General features: G+C 38.7%; 15 protein-coding genes. 8 read left to right on the forward strand and 7 right to left on the reverse strand.

Annotation, left to right across the window (positions count from 1 at the left end; genetic code table 11):
- Positions 1 to 114 precede the first annotated feature (114 nt).
- Complete coding sequence (locus tag PL8927_RS20765; protein ID WP_083625346.1) at positions 115 to 1,299, forward strand: NAD(P)H-quinone oxidoreductase subunit H; 1,185 nt, start codon at positions 115 to 117, stop codon at positions 1,297 to 1,299.
- Between the two features lie 326 nt (positions 1,300 to 1,625).
- Complete coding sequence (locus tag PL8927_RS20770; protein ID WP_083625347.1) at positions 1,626 to 2,627, forward strand: pentapeptide repeat-containing protein; 1,002 nt, start codon at positions 1,626 to 1,628, stop codon at positions 2,625 to 2,627.
- A gap of 325 nt (positions 2,628 to 2,952) precedes the next feature.
- Here the strand turns inward: PL8927_RS20770 and glyQ are convergent, their stop codons facing one another.
- Positions 2,953 to 3,822, reverse strand: a complete 870-nt coding sequence (glyQ, locus tag PL8927_RS20775) for a glycine--tRNA ligase subunit alpha (RefSeq protein ID WP_083625437.1) — start codon at positions 3,820 to 3,822, stop codon at positions 2,953 to 2,955.
- Between the two features lie 262 nt (positions 3,823 to 4,084).
- Between glyQ and rsmH the strand changes: the two genes are divergently transcribed.
- From rsmH to PL8927_RS20790, 3 genes are all read left to right on the forward strand, one after another.
- Positions 4,085 to 4,999: a 16S rRNA (cytosine(1402)-N(4))-methyltransferase RsmH gene (rsmH, locus tag PL8927_RS20780; protein ID WP_231506086.1), complete on the forward strand. Its 915-nt coding sequence runs from the start codon at positions 4,085 to 4,087 to the stop codon at positions 4,997 to 4,999.
- Positions 5,000 to 5,127: 128 nt separating this feature from the next.
- Positions 5,128 to 5,358: a hypothetical protein gene (locus PL8927_RS20785; RefSeq protein ID WP_083625349.1), complete on the forward strand. Its 231-nt coding sequence runs from the start codon at positions 5,128 to 5,130 to the stop codon at positions 5,356 to 5,358.
- 149 nt (positions 5,359 to 5,507) lie between these two features.
- The gene (locus tag PL8927_RS20790; protein ID WP_083625350.1) at positions 5,508 to 6,323 is read left to right on the forward strand and encodes a dienelactone hydrolase family protein; all 816 of its coding nucleotides are present in this window, start codon (positions 5,508 to 5,510) and stop codon (positions 6,321 to 6,323) included.
- Positions 6,324 to 6,383: 60 nt separating this feature from the next.
- Here the strand turns inward: PL8927_RS20790 and PL8927_RS20795 are convergent, their stop codons facing one another.
- Positions 6,384 to 7,160, reverse strand: a complete 777-nt coding sequence (locus PL8927_RS20795) for a hypothetical protein (protein WP_083625351.1) — start codon at positions 7,158 to 7,160, stop codon at positions 6,384 to 6,386.
- Positions 7,161 to 7,401: 241 nt separating this feature from the next.
- Here PL8927_RS20795 and cobA point away from each other — a divergent pair, with 241 nt between their 5' ends.
- On the forward strand, positions 7,402 to 8,988 hold the full coding sequence (gene cobA / locus PL8927_RS20800) for a uroporphyrinogen-III C-methyltransferase (RefSeq protein ID WP_083625352.1): 1,587 nt from the start codon (positions 7,402 to 7,404) through the stop codon (positions 8,986 to 8,988).
- A 37-nt stretch (positions 8,989 to 9,025) separates the two neighbouring features.
- Here the strand turns inward: cobA and PL8927_RS20805 are convergent, their stop codons facing one another.
- Complete coding sequence (locus PL8927_RS20805; RefSeq protein ID WP_083625353.1) at positions 9,026 to 9,490, reverse strand: DUF29 domain-containing protein; 465 nt, start codon at positions 9,488 to 9,490, stop codon at positions 9,026 to 9,028.
- A 132-nt stretch (positions 9,491 to 9,622) separates the two neighbouring features.
- On the opposite strand from PL8927_RS20805, the gene PL8927_RS20810 reads away from it, so the two are divergent.
- Entirely contained in the window at positions 9,623 to 9,820 is a 198-nt protein-coding gene (locus tag PL8927_RS20810; protein WP_083625354.1) for a type II toxin-antitoxin system HicB family antitoxin, read from the forward strand.
- A 160-nt stretch (positions 9,821 to 9,980) separates the two neighbouring features.
- On the opposite strand, the gene PL8927_RS20815 is transcribed toward PL8927_RS20810, so the two are convergent.
- Both PL8927_RS20815 and PL8927_RS20820 read right to left on the reverse strand, forming a co-directional pair.
- Positions 9,981 to 11,006: a long-chain acyl-[acyl-carrier-protein] reductase gene (locus tag PL8927_RS20815; RefSeq protein ID WP_083625355.1), complete on the reverse strand. Its 1,026-nt coding sequence runs from the start codon at positions 11,004 to 11,006 to the stop codon at positions 9,981 to 9,983.
- A 148-nt stretch (positions 11,007 to 11,154) separates the two neighbouring features.
- Positions 11,155 to 11,850, reverse strand: a complete 696-nt coding sequence (locus PL8927_RS20820) for an aldehyde oxygenase (deformylating) (RefSeq protein ID WP_083625356.1) — start codon at positions 11,848 to 11,850, stop codon at positions 11,155 to 11,157.
- 273 nt (positions 11,851 to 12,123) lie between these two features.
- Here PL8927_RS20820 and PL8927_RS20825 point away from each other — a divergent pair, with 273 nt between their 5' ends.
- Positions 12,124 to 12,939 (forward strand): carbohydrate ABC transporter permease, encoded by an 816-nt coding sequence (locus PL8927_RS20825; protein ID WP_083625357.1) that lies wholly within the window; start codon positions 12,124 to 12,126, stop codon positions 12,937 to 12,939.
- Between the two features lie 19 nt (positions 12,940 to 12,958).
- On the opposite strand, the gene PL8927_RS20830 is transcribed toward PL8927_RS20825, so the two are convergent.
- Together PL8927_RS20830 and PL8927_RS20835 are read right to left on the reverse strand one after the other, a co-directional pair.
- Positions 12,959 to 13,384: a hypothetical protein gene (locus tag PL8927_RS20830; RefSeq protein WP_083625358.1), complete on the reverse strand. Its 426-nt coding sequence runs from the start codon at positions 13,382 to 13,384 to the stop codon at positions 12,959 to 12,961.
- A 102-nt stretch (positions 13,385 to 13,486) separates the two neighbouring features.
- Positions 13,487 to 13,879, reverse strand: coding sequence for a response regulator (locus PL8927_RS20835; protein WP_083625359.1), 393 nt, complete (start codon positions 13,877 to 13,879; stop codon positions 13,487 to 13,489).
- Positions 13,880 to 13,919 lie beyond the last annotated feature (40 nt).

The following is a 13,919-nucleotide window of genomic DNA, read 5'->3' on the forward strand; positions in this document are numbered from 1 at the left end:
ATTTTCTGCCAATACTGCGATCTCAGACCATCCAAGTGTTCCTATAATATTAAACAATTGCAATAAAAATCCCAAGAAAGCAATAAATCCGCGTTAGGGAACACAGATAAGATTATGAGCAGAATAGAAACCCGTACAGAACCGATGGTCTTGAACATGGGGCCACACCATCCCTCCATGCACGGGGTTTTACGGTTAATTGTCACCCTGGATGGGGAAGATGTGGTGGACTGTGAACCCGTCATCGGGTATCTGCATCGCGGTATGGAAAAAATCGCCGAAAGTCGCAGCGTTGTCATGTACGTTCCCTATGTTAGCCGTTGGGACTATGCGGCAGGAATGTTCAACGAAGCGGTCACGGTCAACGCGCCTGAACAATTAGCGGGAGTGACCGTCCCCAAACGGGCCCAATATATTCGGGTGATTATGCTGGAACTCAACCGCATCGCTAATCACCTGTTATGGCTTGGCCCGTTCTTGGCTGACGTCGGTGCCCAAACGCCGTTTTTCTATATTTTCCGAGAACGGGAATTAATTTATGACCTCTGGGAAGCCGCCACTGGATACCGGATGGTAAATAATAACTATTTTCGGATTGGGGGCGTGGCTGCTGATTTACCTTATGGTTGGGTGGAGAAATGTCGGGATTTCTGCGATTATTTTGGCCCCAAAATTGATGAATATGAACGCTTAATTACCAATAACCCGATTTTCCGACGCCGGATTGAAGGTTTAGGAACAATTACCCGTGAACAGGCGATTAACTGGGGATTATCCGGCCCGATGTTACGCGCTTCTGGGGTGAAGTGGGATTTACGCAAAGTTGACCACTATGAATGTTATGACGAGTTAGACTGGGATGTTCAATGGGATACGGGGGGAGACTGTTTCGCTCGTTATATTGTTCGGATTCGGGAAATGCGGGAATCAGTAAAAATCCTGTATCAAGCCTTAGATGCTCTACCCGGTGGCCCCTACGAAAATTTAGAAGCCAAACGGATGATGGAGGGGCCAAAATCTGACTGGAATAGTTTTGATTATCAATTTATTGGTAAGAAAATTGCCCCAACATTCAAAATTCCCAAAGGGGAACATTATGTACGAATTGAAAGTGGGAAAGGGGAACTCGGCATTTATATCATTGGTGATGATAATGTGTTTCCCTGGCGATTCAAAATTCGGGCGGCGGATTTCTGTAATTTACCGATTCTCTCGGAATTAGTTCGAGGAGAAAAGATTGCTGACCTCGTGGCAATTCTCGGTAGTATCGATATTATTATGGGTTCCGTTGACCGTTAGAGCTTGATATTTCCACCGAATGTGATTAGGGGCAAGAATAACTCGCCCCTATCTAAAATATAGAATTGAGATCAAACCGCTTCATCCCTTGAGAAAATTTACAAAAATTTATAAAAACATTAAAGGGAAAATATTGTTGTATACTAAAAATAGATCCAAAAAAAGCTGGCGTTGGATAAAAGTCCGATTGGTTTGCAGAATAAGTTTTAAGGGTGATCTCCATCGGATTGAGCAAGGCTAAAGTTAAAAAAAATTCAGGATGATTCCAAAAGTTACTGACTTTTAGAAATAAAAAATTCGGTCTTATAGAGTTGGAGAATATTAAAATGAAAAGTAGTGACATTATTGAACGATATCTTCGGGGCGAACGGGATTTTCGAGGATTAGACCTGACGGCTGAAAATTTAATTGGCGTGACGCTCAATCAAGCAAATTTCTCAACTTCAAGTTTAAAAGATGCTTCTCTGGCAAGGGCTTATTTAGAACGTTGTTTTTTAATAGATACTAACTTAAATGGAGCTTTTTTATATGGGACAAATTTAAGTTATGCTAAAATGAAAGGCAGTCATTTAATTGAAGCCGATTTAACCAAAGCTAACCTAAAAGGAGCCCAGTTAAATTGTGTTGATTTAACGGGTGCTAAACTGAGTGGTGCGATTCTTTTGTGTGTGAATTTGTTCCGTGCTAATTTAACCGGAGTAAATTTATGCGGGGCAAATTTAAACGGAATTAACCTCCGGTCTGCCAATTTAGAAAAAGCCAATTTAAACTGGACAAATTTAAGCGGCGCTAGACTCAGTGGGGCGAATTTAAAAGGAGCGCAGTTAAATGGAGTGAAATTGAATGGGGCGTTTCTCAATGGATTAGAGTTAGATGGAATTGATTTGAGTGGGTTAGAACTCAATAACGTTAAATTGAGTGGGGCTAAATTGTCCGGTGCTAACTTAATGGGAACCGCATTACAAGCTGCTCAAATGCGATTTACCCACTTAGAAGGCGCGAATTTACAACAAGCGGATTTGCAGGAGAGTGTTTTAAAAGGAGGACAATTTGTTTCAGTTAATTTAATGAAAGGTAACTTACGCGATGCCGATTTGAGAAATGCCGATTTGAGTCACGCCAATCTAAATTTAGCCGATTTATCCGGCGCAAACTTAACAGGTGCTAATCTTCAAGGTGCTTATTTGTGGGGAACTAATTTAGATGGAGCTTGTTTAGAAGGAGCGAATTTAACAGGTGCAAGTTTGCGAAATGCGAAACTGAATGGGGCTGATTTGCAAGATGCTATTTTATCTGGGGCAACCATGCCCAACGGTCGGGTTTATTAACTTTTTAGGGGCGTTATTTTAGGATGAAAATACCTAAAGTTACTTCAATCTACGATGACAGACATTTGTATCAAGAAGATATTTCATTCCAGGGGTTCGCGTTCAGGTTGTTCGTTTTGAGGATGTCTAATAAAGGAGTCGTCCTGAATACAATTGTTATCATCTTCCAATCGACTGCTCTTTCTTGGCACAGTACATATAGCGTGCTTGCATAAGTCCTGTAAAAATAATGAGGGCAATTGCGCTACATCAATCTAGCTTTAGATATTTTTAGAACAATTACCCTCTCGACAGGTACGCTACTCAATCATAAGTTGAGAAAAATTTAACCCCTTTTTAGGGGAAATTCTAACAGTTCTCGCTGTTCTAAATAGCGTTGAGCGACTCGTCTGGCTAAATTCCGAATTCGACCAATATAACGAGTGCGTTCTGTAACAGCAATTACCCCTCTAGCATCCAATAAATTGAAACTATGGGAACATTTAAGAACATAATCTAAACTGGGTAATACTAACCCTTTTTCAATTAATTGTTCGGCTTCTTGTTCATATAATCCAAACAATGTAAACAAGAATTCAGGATTAGATGCTTCAAAATTATAGGTACATTGTTCAATTTCTCCTTGTAAGTGAACATCCCCATAATTAATTGTATCTGTCCATGAAATTTTCGTCATTGCATCTACATTTTGCAGATACATTGCCAGACGTTCTAACCCATAAGTAATCTCAATAGAAACAGGACGGCAATCAATACTCCCGCATTGTTGAAAATAGGTAAATTGAGTAATTTCCATCCCATCTAACCACACTTCCCAACCTACCCCCCAGGCTCCTAAAGTCGGAGATTCCCAGTTATCTTCCACAAACCGAATATCATGATCTTCCGGGTGAATTCCTAATAGTCTCAACGAGTCTAAATAAACCTCTTGAATATTATCAGGAGAGGGTTTAATTAACACTTGATATTGATAATAATGTTGAAAACGGTTGGGGTTTTCTCCATAACGGCCATCGGTCGGACGACGACAGGGCTCTACATAAGCCACAGACCAGGGTTCAGGGCCAATTGCTCGTAAAAAGGTATGGGGATTCATCGTTCCCGCCCCTTTTTCGGTATCATAGGATTGAGCAATCAAACAGCCGCGATCGCTCCAAAATTGATTCAAGGTTGCAATAATTGATTGAAAATTCACGGGAGGCAATACTTCTCTAATTGTTTTTACTTTAACAAATTTTACCATTAATTTTTAGGTAGGGATGAAATGCCTTTAAATAACATCACTAACCCCCCAATTACAATAGCGATCGCAATTCCTCCCATCACCCCATCCAATACCCCTATATTTTCCATTGATTGTTAATCTCCTCTGATAATTCTGATTCTACCTTTGAAATTCTCTATCTGTTCGTATAAAACGTTATATTGATTAATAACCATTCTATAGGAACATTGGATTGTCTGACATCGAAGTAGTGGAAGAAAATACTCAAACCCCCTTTGTCCATATTCCCGTATTGAGTCGGGAATTAATTGCAGGTTTAGAAATTTGTGCGGGAGGAGAATATTTAGATGCTACCGTAGGCGGTGGCGGACATAGTTTGTTATTGTTGCAAGCGGGGGAGAATATTCGATTAACAGCAATTGACCAAGATCAAGAGGCGATCGCTGCTACTCGTGTTAAATTTGAACAAACAAATCCCTCTCTATTGGAAAGAGTGCAGTTTTGGCAAGGAAACTTTACTCAATATAACCCAAAAAGCAAACAATTTGATGGAATTATTGCGGATTTAGGAGTGAGTTCCTATCAGTTTGATCAGCCAGAAAGAGGGTTTAGTTTTCGCCATACCGCACCTTTAGATATGCGGATGAATCAACAACAATCCTTAACGGCGGCGGAGATTATTAATCGTTGGGATGAGAAGAAATTAGCGGATATTTTTTATCAATATGGGGAAGAACGGTTATCGAGACGCATTGCTAAACGAATTGTAGAAAAACGGCCATTTCAAACCACAACAGATTTAGCAAATGCGATCGCTAATTGTGTTCCGGGGAGTTATCGTCATGGACGGATTCATCCGGCTACCCGTGTTTTTCAAGCCTTAAGAATTGCGGTAAATCAAGAGTTAACTTGTTTAGAAAAGTTTTTAGATCAAGCTCAATATTGGTTAAAACCTGGAGGTAGAATTGGGGTGATTAGTTTTCATAGTTTAGAAGATAGAATCGTTAAACATCGGTTAAAAGATTCTCCTATTTTACAGGTATTAACTAAAAAACCGATTCAACCCCAACCCGATGAACTTAATCATAATCACCGTTCTCGTTCAGCAAAATTAAGATTAGCAGAACGAAAGATCATAGAATCCTAAATTTTGGTCAGAGGTAGATTTAGTTAAATTTAACTAAATTCGCCTCTATCGGAATGAACTGAAAAAGAAGGTGATCGCATCCTTCAAAAAACTCTATAATAGTTAATAATGAAATTTTGGATAACTTTATGAACATTAGTGAAATTCGCAATCAAGTTAAACATTATGTTGATCAACTATCTCCTGAAAAATTGATTATTGCTGTAGATTTTTTATCTTATTTAGCAGAACGAGATAGTCAGGAAGCTACTGAAGAATTACTCAAAATTGCTGGTTTTAAAGAAGCCTTTGAAAAGGGAAAAGAAGATGTCTTAGAAGAACGAGTTATTTCCGTTAGTGAACTCAAACGAAAATACTAAGCTTTATGTATGAAATTATTATTACTCATGAAGCGCAAGAGTTTTTTGAAGAAGCATCTGCTTCCCTTCAAAAAAAGTTAGATCGCTGAATATTTAAAAGAGTCGCTATAATACAACCGTTGAGTTAATCGTCTATTTATTTCCTGCTTATGAACATCCTCAAAAAATATTCTGTTTTTATTCTTTTGGTGATTGCGATTTTGATAGCTCCCGTTTGGACAATCTTAACATCCGCTCAAACTCCCAACACTTTACAAACACAAGTCATTGAATATCGCCAAGGAGATGCCGTTTTAGAGGGCTATTTAGCTTATGATTCCTCACAAACAGGGAAACGTCCAGGGGTGTTAGTTGTGCATGAATGGAAAGGGTTAGATGAGTATGCAAAAAAACGGACAGAACAACTAGCCAGTTTGGGTTATATCGCCTTTGCTGCGGATATTTATGGTAAAGGAATTCGACCCCAAACCGCAGAGGAAGCCAAAACCCAAGCCACTCTTTACCGCAGTAACCGGGCGTTATTACGAGAACGAGTTAATGCCGCTTTAACAGAACTTCGTAAACAACCCCAAACCGATAGTGAACGTTTAGCTGCTATTGGCTATTGTTTTGGAGGAACAACGGTTTTAGAATTAGCAAGAAGTGGTACTGATGTGGATGGTGTGGTAAGTTTTCATGGGGGTTTAGATAGTCCTAATCCCCAAGATGGGAAACAAATTAAAAGCAAAGTTTTAGTGTTACATGGTGCGGATGATCCGTTAGTTTCTCCAGAAGATATTAAAGCATTTGAGAAGGAAATGCGAGAGGGGAATGTAGATTGGCAAATGGTGAGTTATGGTAGAACTGTTCATAGTTTTACGAATCCCAAATCAGGAAATGATCCCTCTAAAGGAGTAGCCTATAATCCCGATTCTGATCGACGTTCTTTTGAAGCGATGAAACTATTTTTTGAGGAGATTTTTTAAGGGTTTAAGTTATGGAAGGTGCGATCGCTTTTTTTAAAATAGGCGATCGCCAACCCCTGATTATGCTTCTTTGACAAATCGAATAATTTCTCGAACATGATTGAGAAATTGTCCATCGGTTGTTAATTGAGCGATCGCATTTTCTGCCTCTTTTTGTAAACGCTGATGTTCCGATTGATTCGTCGCTTTTAACGTTTCTAAATCAGCCGTTACATGGGTTAAATTATCACGAACAGCTTGCCATTTTTGTTCTTGTTGAGTCGCCCAAGAATCAGGATATTTTAGATTCAATTTTCTCTCTAACTCTTTTAACGTTACTTCTACAACTTCAAAGCGATTTCGCAGTTCGACAACATCCTCACGGGGATAGGAAAATTGACGACGAACCATTGCTAACCGGGCTGCTAAATATTGATAAGCGCGTACCGATGGCCGTAAAATTGTTAATAGTAAAGCCGCCCCTGAACCTAAATAACCTACCACACTAATTCCCGACCAAGCTAACCCATAAAGCCCCAAAGTTGATAAAAAATGTAAACCTAATGCGACCCCAAGGGAACGTTGAGCTAACTGGGTAACATATTGAACTTGTTGATTTTCAATTGAAATTCCCTTTTTTTTCGATTCTTCCGCCTCGGCTAAAACTTCTTTCGCCTCAAAATGAATATTCCAAGGAACGGTTACAATTAACAATAACCACCAAAAAACAGCACAACCAATCACCCAATCTACAAAGCTTCCTGCTGGAATATGTAACCATTGTAAAACACTAAAAGTCAGTAATAGGACAACGGTTAATCCTAAACCAAAATCACCATAATTAAACTGTATTTTCATATTAATTCAATCCTCCTAATTATTAGTAGGGTGCGTAAGCAACGCGCACGCACCAAAAACCCTAAATATTCTAAAGATCATGACCATTGACCATCACAAAGTCAATTCACCCCGCTTCTGTCATCTGATTATGAAGAATAATAGTAATATTCTGATCTCGACTGTGACACTTCTTAAAGCTTCATACCCTTGAGTTAGGATAAAATTAGGTTTAAACCTTCACTTCTCTAAAATTTTACCCATGATCAGGCAAAAAGGAAAAGTTTATTTAGTTGGAGCAGGGTTAGGAGAAATTGCTTATCTAACCCTACAAGCTCAAGGGTTACTCTCCCAAGCAGAAGTTTTAATTTATGATGCTTTAGTAGATGATTCTATTTTAACATTAATTCCTGCCAATTGCTTAAAATTAGAAGTGGGAAAACGGGGTGGACAACCTAGCACTCCCCAATCAGAAATCAATCAATTATTAGTTGAATATTGCCTCCGAGGAAAACAAGTTATTCGTTTAAAAGGAGGCGATCCGTTTATTTTTGGGCGCACGACTTCCGAAATTCAAGCATTAATTGAATCTCAATGTGACTTTGAAGTCATCCCCGGACTTTCATCAGCTTTAGCCGCCCCTACTCTCGCCTATATTCCCCTTACAGATCCGGTGATGAGTCGTTGTTTTGCTGTTATGACTGGCCATGATTTAGAAGCATTAGATTGGCAAATTGTTTCCCAAATTGAAACCTTAGTGATTTTAATGGGAGGACGAAATTTAGGTGAAATTGTCCATCAACTCCTCCGTCATGAACGACTCCCTAAAACCCCTATTGCTCTAATTAAATCTGGGGGTTGTCCTCAACAAATAGTTTGGGTAGGTACATTAAATGATATTGTAGAAAGAACAGCAAATGAATCCTTATCTCCCTGTGTGATTGTGGTGGGTGAAGTTGTCCGCTTGCGTGATTTTCTCAACCCTTCCCAACAATCTTGGGGACAGGATCAACTGCCCAAAAATTCTAGCTTAAATCTGGCTACTATGAATCAACCCCTATTTGGTAAAACAATATTAGTGACTCGTTCAGCAGAACAATCGAGTCAATTTAGTGAATTACTAAAAGAACAGGGAGCAACTGTTATTGAAATGCCCGCCTTAGTGATTACGCCTCCCTCTAGTTGGGAAGGGTTAGATCAAGCCATTAAACAGTTAGAAATAACTTCTGAAACCTTTTTTGATTGGTTGATTTTAACTTCTTCTAATGGAGTTGAATACTTCTTTGATCGCTTAATGACTCTCGGAAAAGATATCCGCAGCTTAGGGAAAACAAAAATAGCAGTAGTAGGCAAAAAAACCGCCGCTAGTTTGCAAGAACGCTGCTTAAAACCTGATTTTATTCCTCCTGACTTTGTAGCTGATTCCCTGGTTGAAAATTTTCCCGAATCTTTGGAAGGTAAAAGAATTTTATTCCCCAGAGTGGAAACCGGAGGACGGGAAGTTTTAGTTCAAGAATTAACCGCAAAAGGAGCAACAATTGTGGAAGTGGCTGCTTATGAATCGGGTTGTCCCCATAATATTCCTCCAGAAGTTTTAGAGGCTTTACAACATAAAATTATTGATGTCATTACCTTTGCAAGTTCTAAGACCGTTAAAAATTTCTGTCAATTAATTCAATCCCTCCCTGAACAATCTTTACCTCCTAATTATTTAGATGGGATTTGTATTGCTTCTATTGGCCCCCAAACCTCTAAAAGTTGTCAAAGTTTATTAGGACGGGTAGATGTCGAACCTCAAGAATATACTTTAGAAGGATTAACCCAAGCTATTCTTAATCAATATCTCTGAAATCAAAATATAGTTATAAAGCTATTTGTCATCAGCTTTAATTATTTTGTGGATACCAATTATCCTCTAATAATTGTTCAACAGGATAAGGGCAAACAGGAGGAAATATATTTTGAGATAAACCTGTTTTTTTACTGACTAAACTCACAGCAACATGATAGATAGAGTCTAATTCTGGAATTAGCTTGTTTTTTAAAGTCGTCGTTAATTCATGACTTAAATCATCTCGAAAAGCAATGATTTCTGCTTGCCAATGCCGATAATTTATATCATACTCTGGCTGCCAATATTCTAACAAAAGAAGATGAATAATAATCTGCCTTGAAAGACTTCTAATTTTATTAAATTCACTTCTTCCCAAACTTTCTAACTCCTCAATTAAATTTTCTATATCTAAACTTTCAAAGTCTTTTATTTTTAATAATTCAATGGTTTGTTTTAACCATAAGTAATCGTCGCTTTGATACAATTCTTGAAGTTTATTTTTAGTTGAACTTGTCATTTTTTTTAATCTTCCTATAAATTGTGATCAATTATTTGCGATCGCATCCCTGATTTTCTTATATTAATCTATAATAGAAAGAACATTCATCATCTATTCGACTAGATACAATCAGTATCTAAGGAGATATTCATGAAAGCAGAGTTAACGGCTATCATTGAAACAGCAAAGGAAGGAGGATACTGGGCTATTTGTCCAGAAATACCTGGAGCCAATGGTCAGGGGGAAACTATAGAGGAAGCCAAAGAAAGCTTAAAAATGGCTATTCAACTGATTCTTGAAGATCGTTTGGCAGATATTCGCACCGGGGCTACCAGAAGACGCTATTGAAGCAACCATTTTAATCCATGAAACGTAAAGAATTGGAAAAATAGGGAATACATTACAGCTTCGTATGATTAATAATAATTAGTCCTAATTATTTGCACATAAAAAATAGTTTGTTGTTGCGCTTTAGCCCCCACCTAGAGCACTAAAGCGCAACAACTGATTACAATGACAAAGCTAAAGGTTTAAACCCATGTTTTACAGAAACCTCGCCAATTTTTTGCATTTTTTCAATAGTAATTTGATTTCGACCCCAAGAAAAATTGGTGTACATTTTCTCAAATTCTAGTAACATTGATTCTGCAAAACAGGCAAATAGCTGACGACCGGGTAACTTCATATCGACAATTTTCATAATTTTCCAGTCAATATCAAGGGCGTGTTCAACGATTCCCCCGTCTAAAATAAAAATTTCAGGATGCTGGATTTTTGTAGCTAAATTCTTAGGATAACCACCATCAATCAGCAAACAGGGTTTTTTCAACGTCTCAGGATTAATTTCTACCCCTTTAGGCATACTAGCCACCCAAACAATAATATCCGCTTGAGGTAAAGCTGCTTCTAATCCCATAATTTTCCCCCGCCCTAATTCTTCCTGTAAAGCATTGAGGCGTTCCTTTTCACGGGCAATTAATAACAATTCTCCGGCCTCTGTGTGGCGGTTAAGCCAACGACAAACCGCACTGCCAATATCCCCTGTGGCTCCACAAACAGCAACGGTAGCCTTAGCTAAATCAATCCCTAACCTAGCCGATTCATGTTCTACCTGACGACAGATAATATAAGCGGTGTGGGTATTTCCGGTAGTAAACCGTTCAAACTCTAACTTAATATTACGAACTTGTTGAATTTGTTCTAAGTTAAAATTTTCAAAAATAATCGAGGAAAATCCTCCTAAAGCGGTGATATTAATGCCATTTTTTTGAGCATGAGCCATAGCATTAATGATTTTGCGAGTTGCGGCTTTAATCCGACGACTGGCTAACATTTCTGGCAAAAAACAAGATTCCACATATTTGCCTTCAATGATTTGGCCTGTAATACTCGTGACTTTAATATGATCAACGATTTGAGGCGGGGCGCTACACCAAAAATCTAACCCCTGGTCAGCATATTCAGGATATCCTAAATCTCTGGCTACGGCTTGGGCGTGTTCTAGGCTGGTAAGATGACCGATTAAACCAAACATGATTCAACTATAAATTTTTTAAGATGAATTTTAGATTTTAACTCCCGAAGCCGCAGACTGGGGGGAAACCCTCGCACACTTCTAGTTTTTGTACAGACGTTGCAGTGCAACGTCTCTACTCGATGTGATCTAAAATCCAAAGGGTATTTTAGGCTGCGGCGAGACCGTAGGCGGACATCCGCATAATATCGCGGGTTGAAAACCCGATATTGCTTAGAGCTTCCCCATAAGCAATCATAAAATCCTCGACTAAAGCTTCTTTTTCCATTCCCAGAACTTCAGCATCATCGGCTACTTGGTTGAGCATTTTCCAAATAATCGGAAGATTTTGGCGGTTAGCCACTTCGAGTTCGGCTTTGGAGGTTTCAAAATGTGCTTTCAGCCATTCTTCCCCAAAATTGAGGTGCAGATACTCGTCTTTAACCACCCCTTCGGTAATTTTGCGGGCAAAATCATCTGCAACGGGAATGTAAATGTTGTAAGCTGCGATCGCAAAGCATTCAATAATTAAAGATTGAATCAGCAAGCAGGTGACAAGTTTACTTTCATCGGCTGCCTCCTTAAAATTTTGGTGCAAGGAAGAAAAGAACTCACGAGCAAATTCCATGTCCGGTGTGACTGCTAAGTTCTTACCACAGGATTGAAACCCCTTTTTATGGCGCATTTCCATTTTGGCTAAACGCGCTAAATCCTCTTGCTGCTCTGGTAACATTTTACCCAGCTTGATGTAATTGTCGTAGGCTTCCTGCTCTCCTTCAATCACAATGGCGTTAATCCTGCTATAGGCATCCTTATAGGTTTCAGATTGGAAGTCAATCGCTAGAATAGCTTCAAGCTGTGGCATAGATGTACAATCTCCTCATCACAAATGAGTTATTATTGCTAGTTTACAAACTCTCTTGCCTTTTTTGGGGCAACCTTCAGATCGGGTTGGAGAGTCCATTTTTTGAGAAACTACTTAATTAAGCTTATACGAGAATATGCTATAGCAGCAAAACCCCATCGCGTTGATTTATGTTTTCCTCAATCTGGGATGATTTTGAATGGAAACCCTGATTAGAATTGAATATCATAACTTTTCCTTAATTAATATAAGATAACAACCCATTACTTACTTATGATCAAAGCGATTACACGCGAAAAAATATTAGTGGGATTCAGTTGGGGTCTACTTTTACTTGGGGCTGGGGTTGTATTATTACCGTTATTCGTGGTCTTGCTGACTTCCTTCTCCACCCCCAACACCGTTGGAGATACCCAATTTACCCTGGCTAACTATCAAGAAGCTTGGCATCGAGGTCGCTTTCTCCTGGCGTTTGCGAATTCGACCTTAGTGGCTTTAGGCGTCACCGCATTTCAAGTTATCACCTCCGCCTTAGCGGGATATGCCTTAGCACGGTTACAGTTTCCCGGACGACAGACTCTATTATTGATTGTAATCGCCACCCTGGTAATTCCGTTTCAATTATTGGTGATTCCAATTTTTTTAGTTTTGAAGTGGGGACACCTGCTTAATACTTATTGGGCTTTAATTTTACCAACGGCTGTCAATGGTTTTGGAATATTTCTTCTGCGTCAATATTTCTTGACAATTCCAGTGGAATTAGAAGAATCCGCCGCCTTAGATGGAGCCAACCGATGGCAGATTTTATGGCAAATTATGTTACCTCTAGCTCAACCTGCCCTAATCACGTTATTTTTATTTACCTTTATTGGGGAATGGAATGATTTATTTAAACCCCTGATTTTTACAACCAAACCCCAATTAAAAACCGTGCAGTTAGTCTTAGCTGAATTTCAAGAACAATATACCAATAGTTGGCCATTATTAATGGCGGCTGTTGTAATTTCTTCAATTCCGGTGATTGTATTATTTTTGCTAGGACAGAAACAATTTATTCGCGGAATAGCCACAACCGGAATTAAAAATTAAACGATCTCGACTCCATTTATTAGGGACTGTGCAGCAGGTAGAGAATTAGATTGATATCATAATTAGGATAGGAAAATTCCGAACACTTTAAAAACGCTTGTTTGAGAGAGTCAGGAAGAACCAGATAGCCCTTAGAATCAAAACTAAATTCTTCTAAGGTCAATCCTAAAGATAGAAATTTATTCGAGATTTCTTGATGAATCACGTCTTTAACCTTGACTTCTGATTCTAAACAGTGAGGATGTTGTAGTAACCAATGGGTTGTTTCTGGACAACTATTGACAACCTCTTGAACAGCTTTCGTCAAGACTTCTTTAATATGGTTGGGATTAGGAATAAAAGTCAGAAAGTTCTTCAGGATGATCAGGTTTTTCAGATTCCTATCCCTTAGCAAAGTGATGGCAATATTAATAGTAATTTCAATATCCTTTTGCTGCTTGTACATATCAATGTTGACTGTTGACTGTTAACTGTTAACTGTTGACTGTTGACTGTTGACTGTTGACGGGCGAGGAGGGACACAAGCCCCTACTTCCCCTGCTCCTTCTTAAATACAGAGGAGGTTAATATCTGATGAATTCGGTAAATAAAGATGCAGGGTTTCTAACAACATTTGCGGCCAAAAGGGTTTGTATAAAACCGAATTCGGTAAGTAATCAACCTGCCAATCTTTAAAGGGTTTTAATTCGGCTCCCGCAATTAAAACAAACGGAATATTTCTAGTTTTCACATCGAGTTTAATTTTTTGCAGAAATTCTAATCCATTGCCATCAGGAAGTTTGTAATTACATAAAATCAGATCAGGATTGTCCCTGTGTAGAAGTTCAAATCCTTGGTGCAATGTATTTGCTTTCAGAGGAAAAAAACCGACTGAAATTATCCACTCTGATAAAATTTCTAAGAGAAAAAAATCTTTTTCAATGATTAATATCTTGTACATATTTTTTTCCTATAGGGATAGTTTTCTATAACCTCAACCT

It is taken from the genome of Planktothrix serta PCC 8927 (assembly GCF_900010725.2).
Taxonomy (GTDB): Bacteria; Cyanobacteriota; Cyanobacteriia; order Cyanobacteriales; family Microcoleaceae; genus Planktothrix; species Planktothrix serta.